Here is an 18,760-nt window from a genome sequence, read left to right as displayed (position 1 = left end):
GGAAGTTTCTTGCTACTGTAAAATTTTCTCCGCGATAAAGTGTGTGTATTGCTCGCCACCTGCCACATTTGGATGAACTCGGTCATCATAAAACCAATCATCATGGGCGTTACTATAATTAAACCAGTCAATGACCGTTAAGTTATCGTATTTTTTGTCCATTTGACTAAGTAAACTATTCACTTGATTTTGCCATCTTCTAGTTGGGACGCGAACATTAATCCAATAAACTTTTCGATTACCTAACGCTTTCATAAATTCATCAAATTGTGCCTCTGTAAAAGGACCATTCGTACCTAAACTCACTAAAACAGTATTTTTAAGCATTTTCTTTTTGTCTAGTTCACCAATTAGTGAAATGCTACTATACAATTGACGGCCCACTTCCCCATCGATAATCATTTTAGGGAAAATATCTTGTAACCCGCTAGCACCATCTAGAATAACAGAATCACCAATAGTTGTGATTTCTAAATTCTGCGCTTTTTTTACTTGCTCTGGTGTGAGTTGTGTGGGTAGAACGTCTTGGCTTTCACTCGGTTTTGTACTACTTTCTGTGGACGTGCTACTATTTTTCGTGCCACTTTCTTGGACTTCTTTTTTACGTTCTTCAATTTTTTGCTGATTTTTCGCAATATTTTTTTCTAGTTGCTCTTGTTGCGCACTTTTAGCGTTTGCTGGAGCCACAATTAAACCGAATACTGCAATCACGCTAATCACTGTCATAAAGGCCATTGTCCCTTTTTCACGAAGGTCCCACGGTTTCCGTAAGAACTCAGTGAATTGAGTCCAGACATCCTTATAAGACAATCGTGTCAGTGGATGTTCGATAAAACGATAAGACAATTCGCTCACGACTAAAATTAATGCTATTTCAACCAATGAATGTAGAAAAACATGGTCCGATAAGGTCTTAATTTTGGCCTCATAAAAAATCATGATTGGGAATTGATACAAGTAAATGCCATAACTCCGTTTACCTATCCACGTAAAGACCGGATTCGTTAACCAACGATTCATATCTGCCCCTGGATGTGCAGTGACGGCCACTAAGACAGTGGCTGCCAAACTAATTAAAAACATGCCGCCGTAATAAACAAAATTTGTATGATCTGATAATGTTAAAAAGGCTAACACTAAAAGAACTAAGGCACTTAAACCAGCGCCATTTAAGATTTTTTTAGAGGCTTCTGGAATTTCTTCTTTCAAACGTGTGCTTGGCCAAACATACGCCAATGCACTACCTAGTAAAATAGAAAAAACACGTGTGTCTGTTCCATAATAGACACGTGTAGGATCTGCGCCAGGAACATATAAAACGGCCATCAGCGTCACCGAAATTAAGGCGCCGATTAAAACTAAACTGAAAATTCGACCGCGCTTACGAACAAAGCGTTCCAGAAGAATAAAAAGTAATGGCCAAATTAAATAATTTTGCGCTTCAACTGCCAATGACCAAATATGTACAAATGGCGATTGTGTCGCAAATCCATCAAAATAAGAAAACCCTTTAAAAATTTGCCACCAGTTGTTGTAATAAAAAACACTACTAGCGACAACGCTGCGAATATTGTTTAATAAATCCTGCTGAAAGAGTGTAATATAACTAACTGCACTTAAAAGCATCACAATTAATGCTGGATACAGCCGTTTCATCCTTCGCACATAAAATCCTTTTAAATCAATGGTCTGATTTTCTGCCCATTCTTGCCGCAACAAGTCGTTAATAAGATAACCTGAAACAACAAAGAAAATCGGAACACCTAAGTAGCCACCTCGCATGACTTGGGGAAAAAGGTGATACAAAATCACGCCAATTACAGCGATCGTCCGAATGCCATCAAAACCTGTAATATAGCGTTTTTTCTTGCTATTTGCTGTCTGATTCATTTGTGCTTTCCAACTTTTCTATAAAATTATTCTTTTCCTTTATTTAAAGAAGCAAGTAACTTTAATATACGTTTTTTCCTAGGAAATGGCAAGCAAACTTTGCCTCCTTTAGGCTTTTTTTACAATTCAAAAAACCAACATTTTTTAAATCACAAAAAAACAACCAAAGCTTATGAAAATCACTCATAAGCTTTGGTTGTTTACTCATATCGTTTTCGTTTAGATGAAGATGGAATCCCTAGGGCTTCACGATATTTTGCCACCGTTCGTCGGGATATTTCCATGCCTGAATCTTTTAATCGCTCGACTAATTTTTGATCAGATAACGGTTTACTTTTTACTTCTTGATCAATTAATTTTTGTAGTTGCTTTTTAACCATCGTTGTTGAGACATCCTCGCCATCTTCTTCTGATGAAAGAATACTTGTTGAGAAGAATGAGCGCAATTCAAAGACGCCAAACGTGGTTTCTAGATATTTTCCATTGACCGCACGACTAACTGTCGATTCATGAATAGACAAAGCATCCGCAATTTCTTTTAAAGTCATTGGTTTTAATGGCCGATCTGCTTCTAAAAAGAAGGCTTCTTGACGGCGCACAATTTCTTGCCCTACACGTAAAATTGTATCCCCCCGCTGATTCACTGCGCGCTCTAACCATTCAAATTCGTTTTTCTTATCCTTAATATATTCTTGGACTTCTTTGTCGTCAGTCTCTTGCATTCGTTTGAAATAATTTTCTTGAAAATTTAATGTCGGTCGACCAGCTTTGTTGGAAATCACCACTATTCGATCTTCCTTGATTCGGACAGTTAAATCTGGTCGAATATACAATTCCTCGGTCGCATCAAAAATATTCCCTGGCGCTGGCGATAACGTTTGTATATAATCAAAAATCAATTGAATTTCTGCTAATTCAATCCCGAATTTTTTAGCTAACGGGCCCCATTTACGACTCACTAAGGCATCAAACTCTTCCTCCAATAAAATATACGCTAAATTAGGCGCGGTATCGTCTCGTTCTGTTTGTAGCATCAAACATTCTTGTAAATTGCGAGCCCCCACACCTGCTGGATCTAGCTGTTGTAACAAAGTTAATGCATCTAGCATTTGAATGGCGCTTGCTTCGGTTTTCTCTGCCGCTTCTTCTAACGAAATCGTTAAATAACCATTCACGTCTATATATTCTACTAAAAACAAAACCAATGTTCGCAAGTATGTATCGCGGTAATTCAAATGAATTTGATCAATTAAAGACTCAAATAATGATAAATGATAGTCTGGAATTTGATTCATATAATTATTTTCTTCGTCTTGATTGGTGTAAGAACGACTAGTTGTCGGAAAATCTGTGGTGTACTGCGTGTCTACTTGTAAATCAATCAATGGATTCTCTAGTGCTTTCGCTTCAACAAAGGCAGCCAGTTCTTCCGTATTAAATTGTAAAATTTGAATGGATTGTTGAAGCTGTTGAGTCATGGCCAACTTCTGGACTTGTTTTTGTTGTTGGGACATTCGTTGCTCAAATTTCATTATTTTCGTCCTCCCTCTTGTAATTTTTGTCAATATCAGCTAAACTAGTATTCGTGCCGCGCCCTTAGTGTAGTGGATATCACGTAAGATTCCGGTTCTTGAGACGGGGGTTCGATTCCCTCAGGGCGCGTTATTTAAATATGTTGATTTATCAACGTTTCTGGACACTCTTTATTCATCTAAAGAGTGTTTTTTCATGTTTAGGAATGATTTTTCTATCCGTAGTTTTTTCAAATGTTGCTTGTGGCAAGCTCAATCGCACTTAACGCGACAACATTTGTTCTGCTTCAGCTACAAATCCAATAAGGTTAAAATTCCTCCGTTCCTATTGTAACGCATAACGTTTCCTTTTTCTATCTGCTAAACAAAGTATTACGACAAGCAAACACCTGCTTCTCTCTTAAAGATCCCTTTCTGATTATATAGTAAATTGCTTTTAATTTGTTAATTATTTTACCTAAAACTTAATACCCTAAAGAACCTAGGGCAAAAATCACTTTGGATTTTTGTCCCAGGCTTAAAACCTGATAATTGGCGGGAACAGAACTGTTCAGCTCCGACCTCTAAAATACTTAATTAGAAATATGCTACCCGCAATCACACCAATTATGATTACTAGCCAAAATAATCCACTTACAAGTAACAGCTCAGTTAAGGTCATCTTCAGATTCTCCTCCTTTAAATGGCCTCTGCTTTGTTTTGCTATGTAATTAATGGCGAGATCAGACAACAGCTATCAAAAAAACGGACCAACACGTGGTCCGTTTTCATTCATTATTAAGCTTTTACGATGTTCGTTGCTTGTAAGCCGCGTGGACCTTCTTCAGTATCAAAAGTTACTGCTTGGCCTTCGTCTAAAGTTTTAAATCCATCTGATTGAATAGCTGAAAAATGTGCAAATACATCATTGCCATCTTCACCTGTAATAAATCCAAAACCTTTGTCTGCGTTAAACCATTTTACTGTACCGTTGTTCATATATATTTCCTCCTAGTGCATAAAAATATGCAAGTTATTGCAAAAAATGTTGAGTGGCAAAAGGAGAAGTATAGTTTTTAAATATATAACTCAAATTACTTATCAAAATTGATTACTTAGTTACTATAACACATTTATTAGGAATAAACAATGCCCACGACTTTTCCTTGGACTTTCTAAAATAATCAAAGATGCGCTTGACAAAGCCCTAGCAAAAGACACTCCTATTCTTTCTATTTCCAGTTAGTTTTGTTTAACTTTAAATAATCGCTACACGCCAAATAATCAAATAGCGGAGCTAATCCTGGTGAAAAATTTACTTCCTCAAACCGCTTAATAAATTGTACGCCTTTAATTTTATTTGGTTCGTTCAGGGTAACTTTTCCTTGGGCTTGTTTGGCAAAATAAAAATGTCCTTGCCAAACGATTGAATCAAAAACAAGTGGTCCAGTAAAAATTTCTTCAAGTTCAGTAATTTCCACTGCTAACTCTTCTTTCATTTCACGAATCGCACATTCCAGCGCTGATTCACCAAGTTCTTGTTTTCCGCCAGGGAAATTCCATGTGTCTGGCCGATCTTTTAAGATAAGAATTTCATCAGATTGATTTTTAAGAAGTACTCGCGAAAATTCTTTTTTCATTTCGTTTAACCCTCTTCTTCATTTTTTATTGAGAAGCCACACTTGGTAGCATAAAAATATAATGCAAAATACGATCCGCATACGACGGATTTTTTTCAAAGTCATTGACTTCTTCATTGACTAACTCCAAATCATCGGTAATCACTCCAGCAACGTCCATAAAGAGCATTTTACTTAATACCTCTGAGTCATTAACTGTCCAAGCATAAACTGCTTTTTTCTGTTGGTCAGCTTTTAAAATGAAGGTATCGTTCAACGTGGTAGCTTCCATTGTATACAAATCAGCTTGTGTTTCTGGAAAAGTGAAATTATAGGGCAAAATAAAACTAACTTTTACTTTTGATTTGGCTTTTTTAAACGCTTTGATCACATTGTAGTCGAGAGATTGAACCTGATGGTTATTCTTTATCAAAGGACGTTCATATTTTTCAATAAAGTTAGAAAGCGCACCTTGACTATCTTGTTTAGACGTTTTAATTTCTACTAGTAATTTTTGTTTGGCTTGGTTTGCTTTCGCTAAATAGTCATCAAAGCTGGCAATTGGTGCTTCTTGGCCATTTTCTTTAACGGTCATTTTTGTTAATTCAGCCAACGTAAACTCTTGCGGCGTGCCATCAACGCCGGCGAGTTCTTGAAGGTTGGCATCATGCATCACAACAAATTGATGGTCTTTGGTTTCTTGAACATCAATTTCAATATAATCTGGTTTAAATTTAATGGTTCTTTCCATAGCAGGAATAGTATTTTGTACGCCATTACTATTGGTGACCCCTCGATGCGAAATAATCAAAGGTTTTGATTCTAATAGCCCTGTTAAGTAAACAGCATTGAAAATTATATAGCCGCCAAAAATGGTGAATAGTCCTAGGCCCATTCCGATAGTCACTAATTTATTACGTTTCGTTTCTTTGTCAAAGGCAACTTTTTTCGTCGTTTCTGATTGAACATTTAATTGTGTATATAAGAAATTAATCAGTAATACTGAAAGCCAAGCATTAGAGACAAACTGTAAAAATTGGACAACGGTTAAATTTAAAATACCACCTAGTAAGCTAATGGTATCGCTCAAGGTATCTAACTTCAACTGTAGAAGATAAAGTAACACATAAATAACATACGTTGAAACAAATACCGCGATCGTCACAAATGCAATATTACGAATAATGAACCATAATCGTTTGTTTGTCATTGACCAACTAGCCTTAACTGCCTCGCCCGCTTTTTTTCTCTCCAGAATCATTAATGGAAGCGTGTAAATGAAACGAATAGCTAAATACCAGACTAATAACCCAAAGGCCAGTAACCCAACCAAGTAAGGAATTCGTTGGGACAAAAATTCAACAATAAAATCTGGAATCACAAATTTCGTCAATAGATTACTTTGGAAAATCAGGTTACCAAAAGGGACAATGACAACAAAATAACCGAAAAAGAATAACCACGAACGGGCACCTTGCTTTTTAAGAACCTTAAAAGATGCCTTGGTAACTCCTTTAAAATGAAAACGATGGTCTTGCCGTATTTGAAAAATCCCTAATAATAAAAAGGTAAACTGATAAAAAACTGCACCTAAAAAAAGTAACAACAAGAGAATTAATAACACCAGAGCAAGCGGCTTTTCTAACAGTAAATTCAGGTTATTAAACGAAAGATAAGGAATACCTTGAGTTTTTAGTGCGTTGGAAGTAGCCCAACTAAAAGCCCCACCCACCAATAATAATAAGACATTTAAAGTAAAAAATAACCATAAGTACTGCAAGATGTCTTTAAAAAATTGCCTTGTTCCATTTTTAAATGTTTGCCAAGCAGACATACAAACTCCTCCATTCTAAAAGTATCTGATTAAAGTTCTTCCATACGAATCCTAAATAAAACAACGGCAATCCAAATTGAAATAAATGATGGCAAAATAACAATAATGATTGCGACTGGCTCATCAATAGTCCCTTGTAACGTATTTTTTACTTCTGAAGAAACAATAAACTGATCAAAAATCACTTGATAAATAGTAACATAAATCAATACCCATTGAATATAATATTCAATTATTTTCATTAAAGCGATGGGTAAAACAATTTTTTTCGTCGTTAAATTCAATAAAAAATATAACAAAAGACTCGTACTGATGATAACGACTATCCCTAAAAGAAATAACGACTCTAACCGCTGCCCTATTACGTTTGCAACGCCCATTGTTAATAATAAATACATAGCTACCGAAATTAAGATGCTCACACTTAGCATAACAGAAAACAAAAGTAATGCCTTAAGAAAAAGCCACTTATCAACTCTTTTATTTCCAATCAATAAACCTAAAAGAATCACCGACAAAAGTAAAATCAATTCAATCATTCGTTCCTCCTCCTAAAACAAATGAAAGAAAATTCATATGTTCACGTTTATTTTATCAAACTAAAATGTATTTGTAAAACATTTCACATGTTATTTAATAAACGACTAACACTATAAAAAAGACAAGTTTCCTAATAAAAGAAACTTGTCTTGTCTTTTTATTCTTTTTACTTCGTTATTTTTTGATAGTTTGCGAATAATTGATTCGCATCTCCTTCTCCATCAATTTTCTTGAGATGGCCGTTATCTATTTTAAACATAGATGGCACATGTAAAACTTTATTTTCTCGGATAAATGTTGACCATTCCTTCATGGTCTCTTTGTTGGTTAATTCTACATAGTAAACCTGTTTAGGTGCTTGTAATAGTTTCTCGAAATCCTGACAATCTGAACAGTTTTTCTTTTTTAAAACAACATAAAATGTTTCGCCAGAGTGTTTTTTTTCTTGATACTCATTGAAACTTAATTCCTTTTTATGCGGAATAAATGTAAAACCTACCAACAAACTAAGTAACAAAATTAACAGACTGAACGAAATTTTTTTATTCATGTTTTTTCTTCCTTTTTAGTTTGTCTAATTTTTTCTTTTTTTATTTTTTGTTATGCCAAAGCTAATAGCCGCTATAAGGACAATTAAACCTGCGATCATGTAAAGTGGATTTACTGTTGTATTAGTCATTGGTAAATGAATTCCTTTACTTGCTGATTTTCCAAAATTGACTGGGTTCGTTGGCGCTTGATGATTTGTAGGCGTCAACGGTTTCTTCGGTTTTAGCGGTTGTTTAGGTTCAGGTTTTTTTGGATCTTCTGGCGTTGGTGCAGGCGGTGTTACGGTTGGCTTGTTGGAATGCAACACGTCACCTTCATTGCCAAAGTTTAAGTCGGCTTGGTTGGGAATGCCACCTTGTTCAATATAAGGCGCTAATTCTTCGTCCGTTGCGTCAGCTTTGATTTTAGTAGTAATGGTCATTGTGTACGTATGACCACTCAAATAGTCATAGCTGTCTGCTTGTTTGTTCATTTCAAAAGTTACTTTGTTATTTTCTTGTGTTACTTTGCCGTTAGCTGTAACATCTTTGCCATTTTCATCAGTGACTTTCACGTCTGTGATGTCTAACACTTTATTAATGTCATCCACCATGCTGGCTTGGGTCCAAGTGCTTGTTTCGTTACCGAAAGCTGTTTTGACGTTCCATTTAAATGCTTGGTTGCGGTTGGTTAAATCTAAATGTTCTTGACCTTCGATATCTTTTGTAATCGTTGGATCTTCTGGCGTTGGTGCAGGTGGTGTTACAGTTGGTTTGTTGGAATGTAACACGTCCCCTTCGTTGCCAAAGTTTAAGTCGGCTTGGTTGGGAATGCCGCCTTGTTGGATATAAGGCGCTAATTCTTCGTCCGTTGCGTCAGCTTTAATTTTAGTGGTGATGGTCATTGTGTATGTGTGACCACTCAAATAGTCATAGCTGTCGTCTTTTTTGTTCATAGTAAAGGTTACTTTGTTATTTTCTTGTGTTACTTTGCCATTAGCTGTAACATCTTTACCATTTTCATCAGTGATTTTTACATCAGTGATATCTAGCACTTTATTAATGTCATCCACCATGCTAGCTTGGGTCCAAGTGCTTGTTTCGTTACCGAAAGCTGTTTTGACGTTCCATTTAAATTCTTGATCGCGGTTGGTTAAATCTAAATGTTCTTGGCCTTCGATATCTTTTGTAATCGTTGGATCTTCTGGCGTTGGTGCAGGCGGTGTTACGGTTGGCTTGTTGGAATGTAACACGTCACCTTCGTTGCCAAAGTTCAAGTCGGCTTGGTTGGGAATCCCGCCTTGTTCAATATAAGGCGCTAATTCTTCGTCCGTTGCGCCGGCTTTAATTTTAGTGGTAATAGTCATTGTGTACGTATGTCCAGCTAAGTATGAGTAGCTGTCATCTTTTTTGTTCATTTCAAAAGTTACTTTGTTATTTTCTTGCGTTACTGTGCCGTTAGCTGTAACATCTTTACCATTTTCATCAGTGATTTTTACATCAGTGATATCTAACACTTTATTAATGTCATCCACCATGCTAGCTTGGGTCCAAGTGCTTGTTTCGTTACCGAAAGCTGTTTTGACGTTCCATTTAAATTCTTGATCGCGGTTGGTTAAATCTAAATGTTCTTGTCCTTCTACGTCTTTAGTGATATTTGGATCAACAGGTGGCGGTGTTACGGTTGGTTTGTTGGAATGCAACACGTCACCTTCATTGCCAAAGTTTAAGTCGGCTTGGTTGGGAATGCCGCCTTGTTGGATATAAGGTGCTAATTCTTCGTCCGTTACGTCAGCTTTAATTTTAGTGGTGATGGTCATTGTGTATGTGTGACCACTCAAATAGTCATAGCTGTCTGCTTGTTTGTTCATTTCAAAAGTTACTTTGTTATTTTCTTGTGTTACTGTGCCATTGGCTGTAACATCTTTACCATTTTCATCAGTGACTTTTACATCTGTAATGTCTAACACTTTATTAATGTCGTCCACCATGCTAGCTTGGGTCCACGTGCTTGTTTCGTTACCGAAAGCTGTTTTGACGTTCCATTTAAATTCTTGATCGCGGTTGGTTAAATCTAAATGTTCTTGGCCTTCGATATCTTTTGTAATCGTTGGATCTTCTGGCGTTGGTGCAGGCGGTGTTACGGTTGGCTTGTTGGAATGTAACACGTCACCTTCGTTGCCAAAGTTCAAGTCGGCTTGGTTGGGAATGCCACCTTGTTCAATATAAGGTGCTAATTCTTCATCGGTTGCGCCGTCTTTGATTTTAGTAGTAATGGTCATTGTGTACGTATGACCACTTAAATAGTCATAGCTGTCTGCTTGTTTGTTCATTTCAAAAGTTACTTTGTTATTTTCTTGTGTTACTGTGCCATTGGCTGTAACATCTTTACCATTTTCATCTGTGACAACGACTTTTTGGATATCTAATAATTGGTTAATATCATCTACTAAACTGGCTTGTTGCCAAGTACTTGTTTCGTTACCAAAGGCTGTTTTGACATTCCATTTAAATTCTTGGTCACGGTTGGTTAAATCTAAGTGATCTTGACCTTCGATATCTTTTGTAATCGTTGGATCTTCTGGAGTCACGTCACACGCATGCGCATTGTCATTTTTAGGAATCGTCGCTTCTGGAAATTCCTTAGCAATTGTTCCTTGATTCATTGTCCCACTACTTACAAGGGTTGCTGCATCAATCGCTGTATTTTCTTTGACTTCGTAGTGAATCGTGATGTTTCCTACGTAACCTTCTGTACTAGTTGCCGAAATGGTTTGTCCGTTAATTTGAACAGGCACATCATTTCCAGCATCGTCCGTAGCGGTCGCCGATTGAATGTCAAATTGATCAGCAATTGTTAATGAAGCTGTTGCTGGTGTCGATTGCGCCAGACGATCTTTGACAATTTGTTTTAATTGGGTTGTAAAATCATCAATAGATTGGCTTGTAATAAAATCTTCTGGTGTGCTAGATCCTTGTTGCAACTCTTGTTTTACAAAAGGACCCACTTCTGTTTTATACTTATCAAAATATGAATTTACTGAACTTAAAGATTCAACACTTTCCCAATACGCATTAATCATTTCATAGCCTTGGTTAGTAATTTCTTGGTTTAACGCTAAAACTTCTGCTGCTGCACCTTGATAGTCATTACTATACTCAACCGAAACTTGAAAAGGATGTCTTGGATCTGGATATTCATTGATTGAATCATTGGTGTTGGTTTTATGCAAGTAACCATCTAAACGTGTATTAGCGACCCCATCTGTCACTAATAAGAAATATGTTTTTCGATTCGTTAAATCTCCGTGTGTTTGATTGTACGTATCTAAAGCAAGTTTCAATCCTGAGGCAGTTGGTGTACCACCATACGTCCGAACATCTCCAAATCCAGAGACAAATTGGCTTTTATCATGGGTTAATTGAGTATCAACACGCACATTCATATCATAATCAGCTGAATTAATTTTTACTTTTCCATCAGGAAATATAAATTGTTTTCCGCCACGATACGAAGCCAGCATCACGCGGTCTTGATCAGATAAACCTTGAACCACTTCATCAATCGCTTGTCTTACATGTGGAAAATTATCTGAAAAACTACCACTGGCATCTTCAACAACCACTAAATCAACCGGTTCCGTTTCACCCGCTTGAACTGGGAAAGCAGCTTGTCCTTCCAATATCCGTTTACAATCAGCTAGACTGTCGTCTTTCACTTTCACCGTATTGGTCATTCCTTCTGTATCTCCTGCTTTAACCACTCCTTCGGCTAAAGCCAATGTGGGACTGAAATTTCCCACAACTGTTCCAGCGACAATCACCATTGTCGATAATAATTTCGTTGCTTTCTTAAACATTTTAATCCTCCCTATTTTCTTTCGCTAGTGTTTGGGACACTTGCTTCTCTTTACTTCAACTACAGCTCCTTAAATCTTTCATCAAGTCGATGTGTCTCCTTGCTTTTGTGACACATCTCTTACTCAATTTCTGATTCTATCACCTTTAAAGGCTAAAACTTGGCAGTATTCGGCTCTTGAAAACGTAAAATTTGTCTTTTAAAAATTAATGAAAAGACTATCCACTGACAAAGTTGGTTTTCACTTACTTTTTGCTACTTGATTCCTTTTAAGACTCTTTTTTTACACAAAAAAAGTAAAAGAACCTTTACAGTCCTTTTACTTAATTGTTAGATGCTATTCATAATTTTCTTAGTTTTGTTCTATAAGCTGAATAGTTTAGCCTGTTTATTTCAACAATATTTGACGTTAGTCAGCCGTTTCGTTATAGTTAAAGAAAAGGCTTTTTGGTAGGAGTGAATACGATGAATGAGTGGCCCCATCAGTTAATGACGCTTTTAACCCCACTTTTTGAGCTATGTATTTTAGGACTGAATGTTTTTTCGATTATTGTTTTAGTTTGGGGTGTTTGTTTAGCAGGAAAAGATTTCATTAAAAGTGAACGACAAAATCAAAGCCGCTTTACCTTAACCAAAATGAATACGTTCATCAAAAACTTCCTTGGTAGCTACATTCTGTTAAGTTTAGAAATTTTAATTGCTGCTGATATTATTGAATCCATTGTCAAACCAACTTTTCAAGATATTTTGAAATTGGCAACCTTGGTAATCATTCGTACAGTTATTTCTTATTTCTTACATAAAGAAATTGAAGATACTATGACCGATATGGAACAACAAGAAAAAGAACCAGATACCCAAAAAAATTAGCGGGTACGCTGGTTCTTTTTTTATTTAATCGCTTTAAAATAATGAAGTGGTTCGTTAGACAAACGCTGCATTTTACGTTTTTTATCTTCAATAATTGCTAAAATCTCGTCTGAAAAATTTTCCAAAATAACACGGCCGCCTTTATAGGTGTGACCACCCATTTCAGCAACTTCGCTGGCCGTCAAAATGACTTTACGATGCGCAATTTTTTTGAAAAATTCTTCAATTAAGTACGTCGGTAAGTAAAAATTATTTTGAGCAGAAAATGATTCCAAATAAATAAAATCATCGATGCTGATGAAACAATCATCCATCGATAAGTATTCAATTGATCTGTCTATATATAATTCACGCTTTTGTAAAATTTCTTTGACTTTTTTATTTAATAAATTCAATGATTCAATTTCTTTAACCAAATGTTCTAGTTCACGATAACGTACTTCTTTTCGCTCTTTGTAAGATGAATGTAAGGCGGCACTTGCTGTGACTATTAGCGCACCGACGATTACACCGACCATTCCGGCGATAAAAACAAACATATTTTTCCCCTCGCTCTTTTCTAATTTTCCATTTTAGTATAACATAATCCAAAAGTTTCGGATAAAAAATGACACAAAATTTTTCAAGCGACTTCGTTGACCTTTATTGACCAAAGAGGTATACTTTTCATAGGCATTCAAAGTGCTTTGTGATAGAATGACTTTAAAAGTTTCTTTATATAGGAGGATTTACTTATGAATTTAATTCCAACAGTTATTGAACAATCATCTCGCGGTGAACGTGCTTATGACATTTACTCTCGTTTATTAAAAGACCGCATCATTATGCTAAGCGGCCCTATCGATGATAACGTGGCAAACTCAGTGATTGCACAGTTATTATTCTTAGATGCCCAAGATTCAGAAAAAGACATTTACTTGTACATTAACTCTCCTGGTGGTAGCGTTTCTGCAGGTTTAGCGATTTTCGATACCATGAATTTCGTTAAAGCGGATGTCCAAACTATCGTATTAGGAATGGCAGCTTCTATGGGTAGCTTCTTATTAACAGCTGGTCAAAAAGGCAAACGTTTCGCTTTACCAAATGCGGAAATCATGATTCACCAACCACTTGGTGGCGCTCAAGGGCAAGCAACAGAAATTGAAATTGCTGCTCGTCACATTTTAGACACTCGTCAACGTTTAAATTCAATTTTAGCTGAACGAACTGGCCAACCAATTGAAGTGATTGAACGTGATACCGATCGTGATAACTATATGACTGCCGAACAAGCAAAAGAATATGGTTTAATCGATGAAGTAATGGAAAATAGTAGCGCCTTAAATTAAAAATAAAAAAATGGAAACAGCGACAGTCGCTGTTTCCATTTTTTTATTTTTCAATGTATCCACGTAATTCTTCTTCAGTGACACTTTCGTCAAAGATATGCTCACCAATGATAATCGTTGGTACAAATTGAATGTGCGCCGCATTGGCTTCAGCAATCACTGCGGAAACAAGCGTTGCATCTTTTTGTTCTTTTAAGCCCAGATTTTTTTCAGCATACGTCGCTACTTCTTCTAAGGTTAAGTTTCCCCATTCATCTTGCGTAGCAAACATTTTATGCAATGCTGACAGTGCTTGTTCAGGCGCTGAATAGTCAATGTAGTGATGCATCACATTGCCGCGTTGTAAACTTTCTTTTTCTTTATCAAACAACTTAATGATACGTTCAACTTTACCACTTTTGACAGATTGTGCTAACAGTTCCTCAGACTCTTCAAACCATTTTCTGCAATAAGGACAGCGAACATTGATAAATTCTATCATTTTGACAGGGGCATTGCTCTCACCAATGTGAAGCCCTGTTTCTGTGTTAACTTTTGTTGCATCAATTACTGAAATATCCATAAAAAAACCTCATCCTTTCAAACCTTTATTTCTCTTTTAGTATACCGTTTTTCAATAAAAAAATCATAAGACACGAATTCAAATTTTCTGAATTCGTGCCTCTGTTCACTTTTTTAACGATTAATCGAACGAGCCATTCTAGCAACAGTATGTCTTTTCCCACGTATCGCATCAGAAAGCTCTTTAATATTTTCAATACCAACTAAGCCCATATTGGCATCGCCAATATGTTGAATATCTACGCCTAAAATTTTATTTCTAATGCCGATTGCTTGGATAACTTCAGGTTGAGCACTTTCTTGTGAAGTTCCAATGGCACTCATAACTAATTTTCCTTTTGAATGTGCAAAATCCACAACTTCTTTGACTTGTTGATCATCGATGCCCCAAACCGTGCCGACTGCTGGGACTAAGACAATATCAGCGCCCGCTTCAATAAATTGTTCAGCTGATTTTAAACTGACCACTGGTTCATCTACACCTGAACTGTGCATTTTTCCGGCAATAATGATGCCGTCAAAATGTTTTTTGGCTAAGGCCACGTTCTTAGCAATCAAGTCGTTGGTCACACCAGTTCCAGGATTACCTGTCAATAAGATAAAATCCAAACCCAGTTCATTGGCTTTTTTGAAAGTAGCTGCAGATGCTTTTCTACCTGGTTCGATCGAAATTCTCGTTGAAGCTAAATCTAAATTTTCATCAACAGGTTCGACATTCATGCCAATCGGTAAACCGACTAGTTCTTTCAAACGATGAACAACCTCATCATTAGGGACACATGTTTCCTCAGTATATTGCCCTTCATAAGCGGCTACTACAATCGGTTGATTAACATCGAAAACATTCAATAAAATCATGTCTGCGCCATATGCTTTTGACATTTCCGCACAAGTGATATCACCTGCTACGGATGGATGAACTACCACATTTTCCGATAAAATTACGCGCCCTTCGCTCGCTTTAATACTCTGAAACAGCTCTTCTTTTGACATCCGTTTGATTTCTGATGCATTTGCACTAATTAATCGTTGAACCATTTTGACCCCTCCAATAGTTTTTAATGTTTTAGTTAAAAACAGCAATAAGTAATCGCTTGCATTTTATTACATGCAACATTCGTGCCAACGTCGTTTCTTTAAACCACAGGTCAACACTACATTTCAGTGCTACACACTTTTTACACACTTTAATTTTTTTTACACGCTTAAAGAAAAAGTGAAGGATAGCACTTCAAACGGAAATGTTATTCTTCACTTCTGGAGCAGAAAAGTTACGCACTTTTTTCTCGTAATTTTTCTGCAAATTCATTAATTTTTCGAATACGATGATTAATACCTGACTTAGAAATAGCTCCTGAAGGAATCATTTCCCCTAGTTCTTTGAGACTAACTTCCGGATACTCTAACCGTAATTCTGCGATTTCCTGAAGTTTCTCCGGTAATGACGTCAGCCCTACTGTACTTTCAATAAATTGAATATTTTCAATTTGTTTTGAAGCCGCATCAATGGTTTTATTTAAATTCGCTGTTTCGCAATTCACTAAACGATTTACTGAATTCCGCATATCACGGACAATCCGGACATCTTCAAATTTCAACATAGAGTTCGTGGCACCAATTAATGTTAAAAAGTCGGCAATTTTTTCAGCACCTTTTAAATAACAAATATACCCATTTCGGCGTCCCAATGTTCGAGCGTTTAAGTCATAGTAATTCAACATCTTACAAATATCATTATTGTGTTCTTCATAAATTGAAAAAATTTCTAAATGATAGCGACTTGTTTCCGGATTATTAACTGAGCCAGAAGCCATAAAGGCCCCGCGTAAATAGGAACGCATTTTTTGCGCGTTACCCATGATTTCATTTGACACATTGCCGTTAAAAACGACCCCATCCATAATATCCAAATCAGCTAGAATTTTTTGTGTATCTTGTTTTAGACGCACAATGTAAACATTATTTTTCTTTAGTTTCATTTTTTTACGAACTAATAATTCTGCTTGTGCATGGTAATGATCTTTCAGCAATGAATACATTCGACGAGCAATTGCAGCATTTTCCGTTTGTACATTCAAGACAAACTGTTGATTAACTAAGCTAAGTGAGCCGTTCATCCGAATTAATGCTGCTAATTCTGCTTTCGCGTGTTCTCGATGGACTTCTAAACCAGTTAACTCTTTTTTGACATCCGAGGCAAAAGACATCTAAGCTCCTCCTCTCTTGATTCTTTTGATTAATTAATATTTCGTTCCAAATACGATACGGAAAAGTTCTTCAACAACTTTTTCCCCATCATGAAAAACTCCGCCATCTCTTAATTCTAAAAAGTCTGTCGAAATGACTCGGCATCCTTCTTCACGTAATCCTTGAAAATCATGCTTTACTTGAACTAAATATTCATCATAAATTTCAGGATCCATGTAATTTTCTGGTACTTTTTCTGTGTTAACCAGCACTGTATCAACAAACTGCGCTTGTAGATGTTCGTTTAAGACACGAACATGATCGGCATCCGTAAAATGTTCCGTTTCCCCTTTTTGGGTCATGATGTTACAAATATAGACTACTTCCGCTGCCGTTTGTTTGATGGCTTCACCAATTTCTGTAATAACTAAATTAGGTAAAATACTTGTAAAAAGACTCCCTGGTCCTAACACGACCATGTCTGCTTCTTCAATTGCTTTGACGACTTTGCGCGCAGCTCTTGGCTGTTCTTCTCCGTGTGTATTTGTCACAAACACATGGTCAATCGTCTTGCGATCCAGTGCAATTTTTGATTCTCCCACCGCCACTGAGCCATCTTTAAATACGGCATGTAACGTTAATGGCCGTTCTGATGATGGATAAATCCGTCCATCAACATGCATCATTTTTGAAAGCAATTGAATGGCTTCATACGTACTTCCTCTCATTTCCGATACAGCAGCAATGATTAAATTACCGATTGCATGATTGGCAAAATGACTATCTGATTTATCAAAACGATATTGAAAAATATCTTCATATAATTGTGGCATATCTGACAATGCCACTAAAACATTTCTTAAATCTCCCGGAGGTGTCATGTTATTAATAGAGGAACGAAGCTCGCCACTACTACCGCCATCATCAGCGACCGTTACGACGGCAGTAATATCAACACTTTGATTTCTTAAACTTTTCAAAATTACTGGTAAGCCTGTTCCACCACCAACAACCACGATCTTCGGTTTACGAATTCGATAGGTTTTCATTAAGAGCGATTAACCGTTTCTTTTCTTTTTAAGCGGTCGCGGTGGGTAATATTAACATGGTAATCTTCCTCTTTTAATTCAGCGCCAACACGTTCTGTCAATGCAACAGAGCGATGTTGTCCGCCAGTACAGCCAATTGCAATGGTAACGCTACTTTTACCTTCTTTTTTATATCCAGGTAAGACTGTTCGCAGTAAATCGATAAATTTTGTATAAAATTCATCTGTTTCTGGGAAGCCCATCACATAATCATAAACAGGTTGATCCATTCCAGTTAACGGCCGTAGTTCATCAATATAATGGGGATTAGGTAAAAAGCGAACATCCATGACGATATCTGCATCAATCGGCAAGCCATATTTAAAGCCGAAGGACACCATTTCCACTCGAAATTCGTGTGTCTCTCTCGTTGCTAGTTCTTTATTCAAACGTTCCCGCAATTGACGAGGGGACAAGTCCGTAGTGTCAATGACCAACTGAGCATCCGCCTTGATTTCTTCCAGCATTGCACGTTCTTTACGAATACCTTCTGTCACTAAACCATCCATCGCCATTGGATGCGCACGCCGTGTCTCTTTATAACGAGAAACCAACTCTTCATCGGTGGCATCTAAAAATAAAATCGTTGTATCAATAAAATTAGTATTTTCAAGTTCGACTAACATATCCTGAATTTCTCTAAAGAAGGTCCGTGAACGTAAATCGATCACTAACGCAATCTTGGTAACTTTTCCAGATTCTTTAATTAATTCCCAAAATTTTGGGATTAAGCTTGGTGGTAAATTGTCGATACAGAAATAGCCCATGTCTTCAAAGCTTTGAACAGCGACTGTTTTTCCAGCGCCACTCATTCCTGTAATAATAACCAGTTGTAAATTTTCTGGCATATTCAACACTCCCTTCACTTGCATCACTATATTATAACACCCCGGGCGTATCAAAGAAAGCTTTTCAATCATTCTTATAAAGATTTCTATTCTTTCAT

The 18,760-nt window shown here is 36.6% G+C and carries 16 protein-coding genes and 1 tRNA gene; 3 read left to right on the top strand and 14 right to left on the bottom strand.

Annotated features, from left to right (window positions below; all coding sequences use genetic code 11):
- Positions 1 to 12: 12 nt before the first annotated feature.
- Both IGL42_RS02695 and rpoN read right to left on the bottom strand, forming a co-directional pair.
- Complete coding sequence (locus tag IGL42_RS02695; protein ID WP_002388972.1) at positions 13 to 1,890, bottom strand: acyltransferase family protein; 1,878 nt, start codon at positions 1,888 to 1,890, stop codon at positions 13 to 15.
- Between the two features lie 200 nt (positions 1,891 to 2,090).
- The gene (rpoN, locus tag IGL42_RS02690) at positions 2,091 to 3,422 is read right to left on the bottom strand and encodes an RNA polymerase factor sigma-54 (RefSeq protein WP_002413645.1); all 1,332 of its coding nucleotides are present in this window, start codon (positions 3,420 to 3,422) and stop codon (positions 2,091 to 2,093) included.
- Between the two features lie 58 nt (positions 3,423 to 3,480).
- Between rpoN and IGL42_RS02685 the strand changes: the two genes are divergently transcribed.
- Positions 3,481 to 3,552 (top strand) — tRNA-Arg (locus IGL42_RS02685).
- 647 nt (positions 3,553 to 4,199) lie between these two features.
- Here the strand turns inward: IGL42_RS02685 and IGL42_RS02680 are convergent.
- The 6 genes from IGL42_RS02680 to IGL42_RS02655 form a co-directional block, all read right to left on the bottom strand.
- On the bottom strand, positions 4,200 to 4,400 hold the full coding sequence (locus IGL42_RS02680; RefSeq protein WP_002355647.1) for a cold-shock protein: 201 nt from the start codon (positions 4,398 to 4,400) through the stop codon (positions 4,200 to 4,202).
- Between the two features lie 233 nt (positions 4,401 to 4,633).
- On the bottom strand, positions 4,634 to 5,041 hold the full coding sequence (locus tag IGL42_RS02675; protein WP_002355645.1) for an NUDIX hydrolase: 408 nt from the start codon (positions 5,039 to 5,041) through the stop codon (positions 4,634 to 4,636).
- Between the two features lie 25 nt (positions 5,042 to 5,066).
- Positions 5,067 to 6,854 (bottom strand): glycerophosphoryl diester phosphodiesterase membrane domain-containing protein, encoded by a 1,788-nt coding sequence (locus IGL42_RS02670; protein ID WP_010710782.1) that lies wholly within the window; start codon positions 6,852 to 6,854, stop codon positions 5,067 to 5,069.
- 29 nt (positions 6,855 to 6,883) lie between these two features.
- Positions 6,884 to 7,393: an SA1002 family membrane protein gene (locus tag IGL42_RS02665; protein ID WP_002361285.1), complete on the bottom strand. Its 510-nt coding sequence runs from the start codon at positions 7,391 to 7,393 to the stop codon at positions 6,884 to 6,886.
- Between the two features lie 167 nt (positions 7,394 to 7,560).
- On the bottom strand, positions 7,561 to 7,944 hold the full coding sequence (locus IGL42_RS02660; protein ID WP_002358745.1) for a bacteriocin: 384 nt from the start codon (positions 7,942 to 7,944) through the stop codon (positions 7,561 to 7,563).
- Positions 7,945 to 7,968: 24 nt separating this feature from the next.
- The gene (locus IGL42_RS02655; RefSeq protein ID WP_104842627.1) at positions 7,969 to 11,781 is read right to left on the bottom strand and encodes an isopeptide-forming domain-containing fimbrial protein; all 3,813 of its coding nucleotides are present in this window, start codon (positions 11,779 to 11,781) and stop codon (positions 7,969 to 7,971) included.
- 464 nt (positions 11,782 to 12,245) lie between these two features.
- On the opposite strand from IGL42_RS02655, the gene IGL42_RS02650 reads away from it, so the two are divergent.
- A complete protein-coding gene (locus IGL42_RS02650) occupies positions 12,246 to 12,650 on the top strand; it encodes a DUF1622 domain-containing protein (protein WP_002386155.1) in 405 nt (134 codons plus the stop codon).
- A 20-nt stretch (positions 12,651 to 12,670) separates the two neighbouring features.
- Here IGL42_RS02650 and IGL42_RS02645 read toward each other — a convergent pair whose 3' ends face one another.
- Positions 12,671 to 13,189: a hypothetical protein gene (locus IGL42_RS02645; protein WP_002355635.1), complete on the bottom strand. Its 519-nt coding sequence runs from the start codon at positions 13,187 to 13,189 to the stop codon at positions 12,671 to 12,673.
- Between the two features lie 195 nt (positions 13,190 to 13,384).
- Between IGL42_RS02645 and clpP the strand changes: the two genes are divergently transcribed.
- Positions 13,385 to 13,978, top strand: coding sequence for an ATP-dependent Clp endopeptidase proteolytic subunit ClpP (clpP, locus tag IGL42_RS02640; RefSeq protein ID WP_002355633.1), 594 nt, complete (start codon positions 13,385 to 13,387; stop codon positions 13,976 to 13,978).
- Between the two features lie 43 nt (positions 13,979 to 14,021).
- Here clpP and IGL42_RS02635 read toward each other — a convergent pair whose 3' ends face one another.
- The 5 genes from IGL42_RS02635 to rapZ form a co-directional block, all read right to left on the bottom strand.
- On the bottom strand, positions 14,022 to 14,540 hold the full coding sequence (locus tag IGL42_RS02635; RefSeq protein ID WP_002361283.1) for a DsbA family protein: 519 nt from the start codon (positions 14,538 to 14,540) through the stop codon (positions 14,022 to 14,024).
- 113 nt (positions 14,541 to 14,653) lie between these two features.
- Positions 14,654 to 15,577, bottom strand: a complete 924-nt coding sequence (locus IGL42_RS02630) for a hypothetical protein (RefSeq protein ID WP_010710786.1) — start codon at positions 15,575 to 15,577, stop codon at positions 14,654 to 14,656.
- A 233-nt stretch (positions 15,578 to 15,810) separates the two neighbouring features.
- On the bottom strand, positions 15,811 to 16,746 hold the full coding sequence (gene whiA / locus IGL42_RS02625) for a DNA-binding protein WhiA (RefSeq protein WP_002358736.1): 936 nt from the start codon (positions 16,744 to 16,746) through the stop codon (positions 15,811 to 15,813).
- A gap of 33 nt (positions 16,747 to 16,779) precedes the next feature.
- Positions 16,780 to 17,775, bottom strand: a complete 996-nt coding sequence (locus IGL42_RS02620) for a gluconeogenesis factor YvcK family protein (protein ID WP_002355627.1) — start codon at positions 17,773 to 17,775, stop codon at positions 16,780 to 16,782.
- Positions 17,775 to 18,662 (bottom strand): RNase adapter RapZ, encoded by an 888-nt coding sequence (gene rapZ, locus IGL42_RS02615; protein ID WP_002355625.1) that lies wholly within the window; start codon positions 18,660 to 18,662, stop codon positions 17,775 to 17,777. Before rapZ ends, IGL42_RS02620 begins: the two co-directional genes overlap by 1 nt.
- Between the last annotated feature and the right edge of the window lie 98 nt (positions 18,663 to 18,760).

This window comes from Enterococcus sp. DIV0712 (genome assembly GCF_050554855.1).
Classification (GTDB): domain Bacteria; phylum Bacillota; class Bacilli; order Lactobacillales; family Enterococcaceae; genus Enterococcus; species Enterococcus faecalis.
This window is presented reverse-complemented; position numbering and strand designations above follow the sequence as displayed.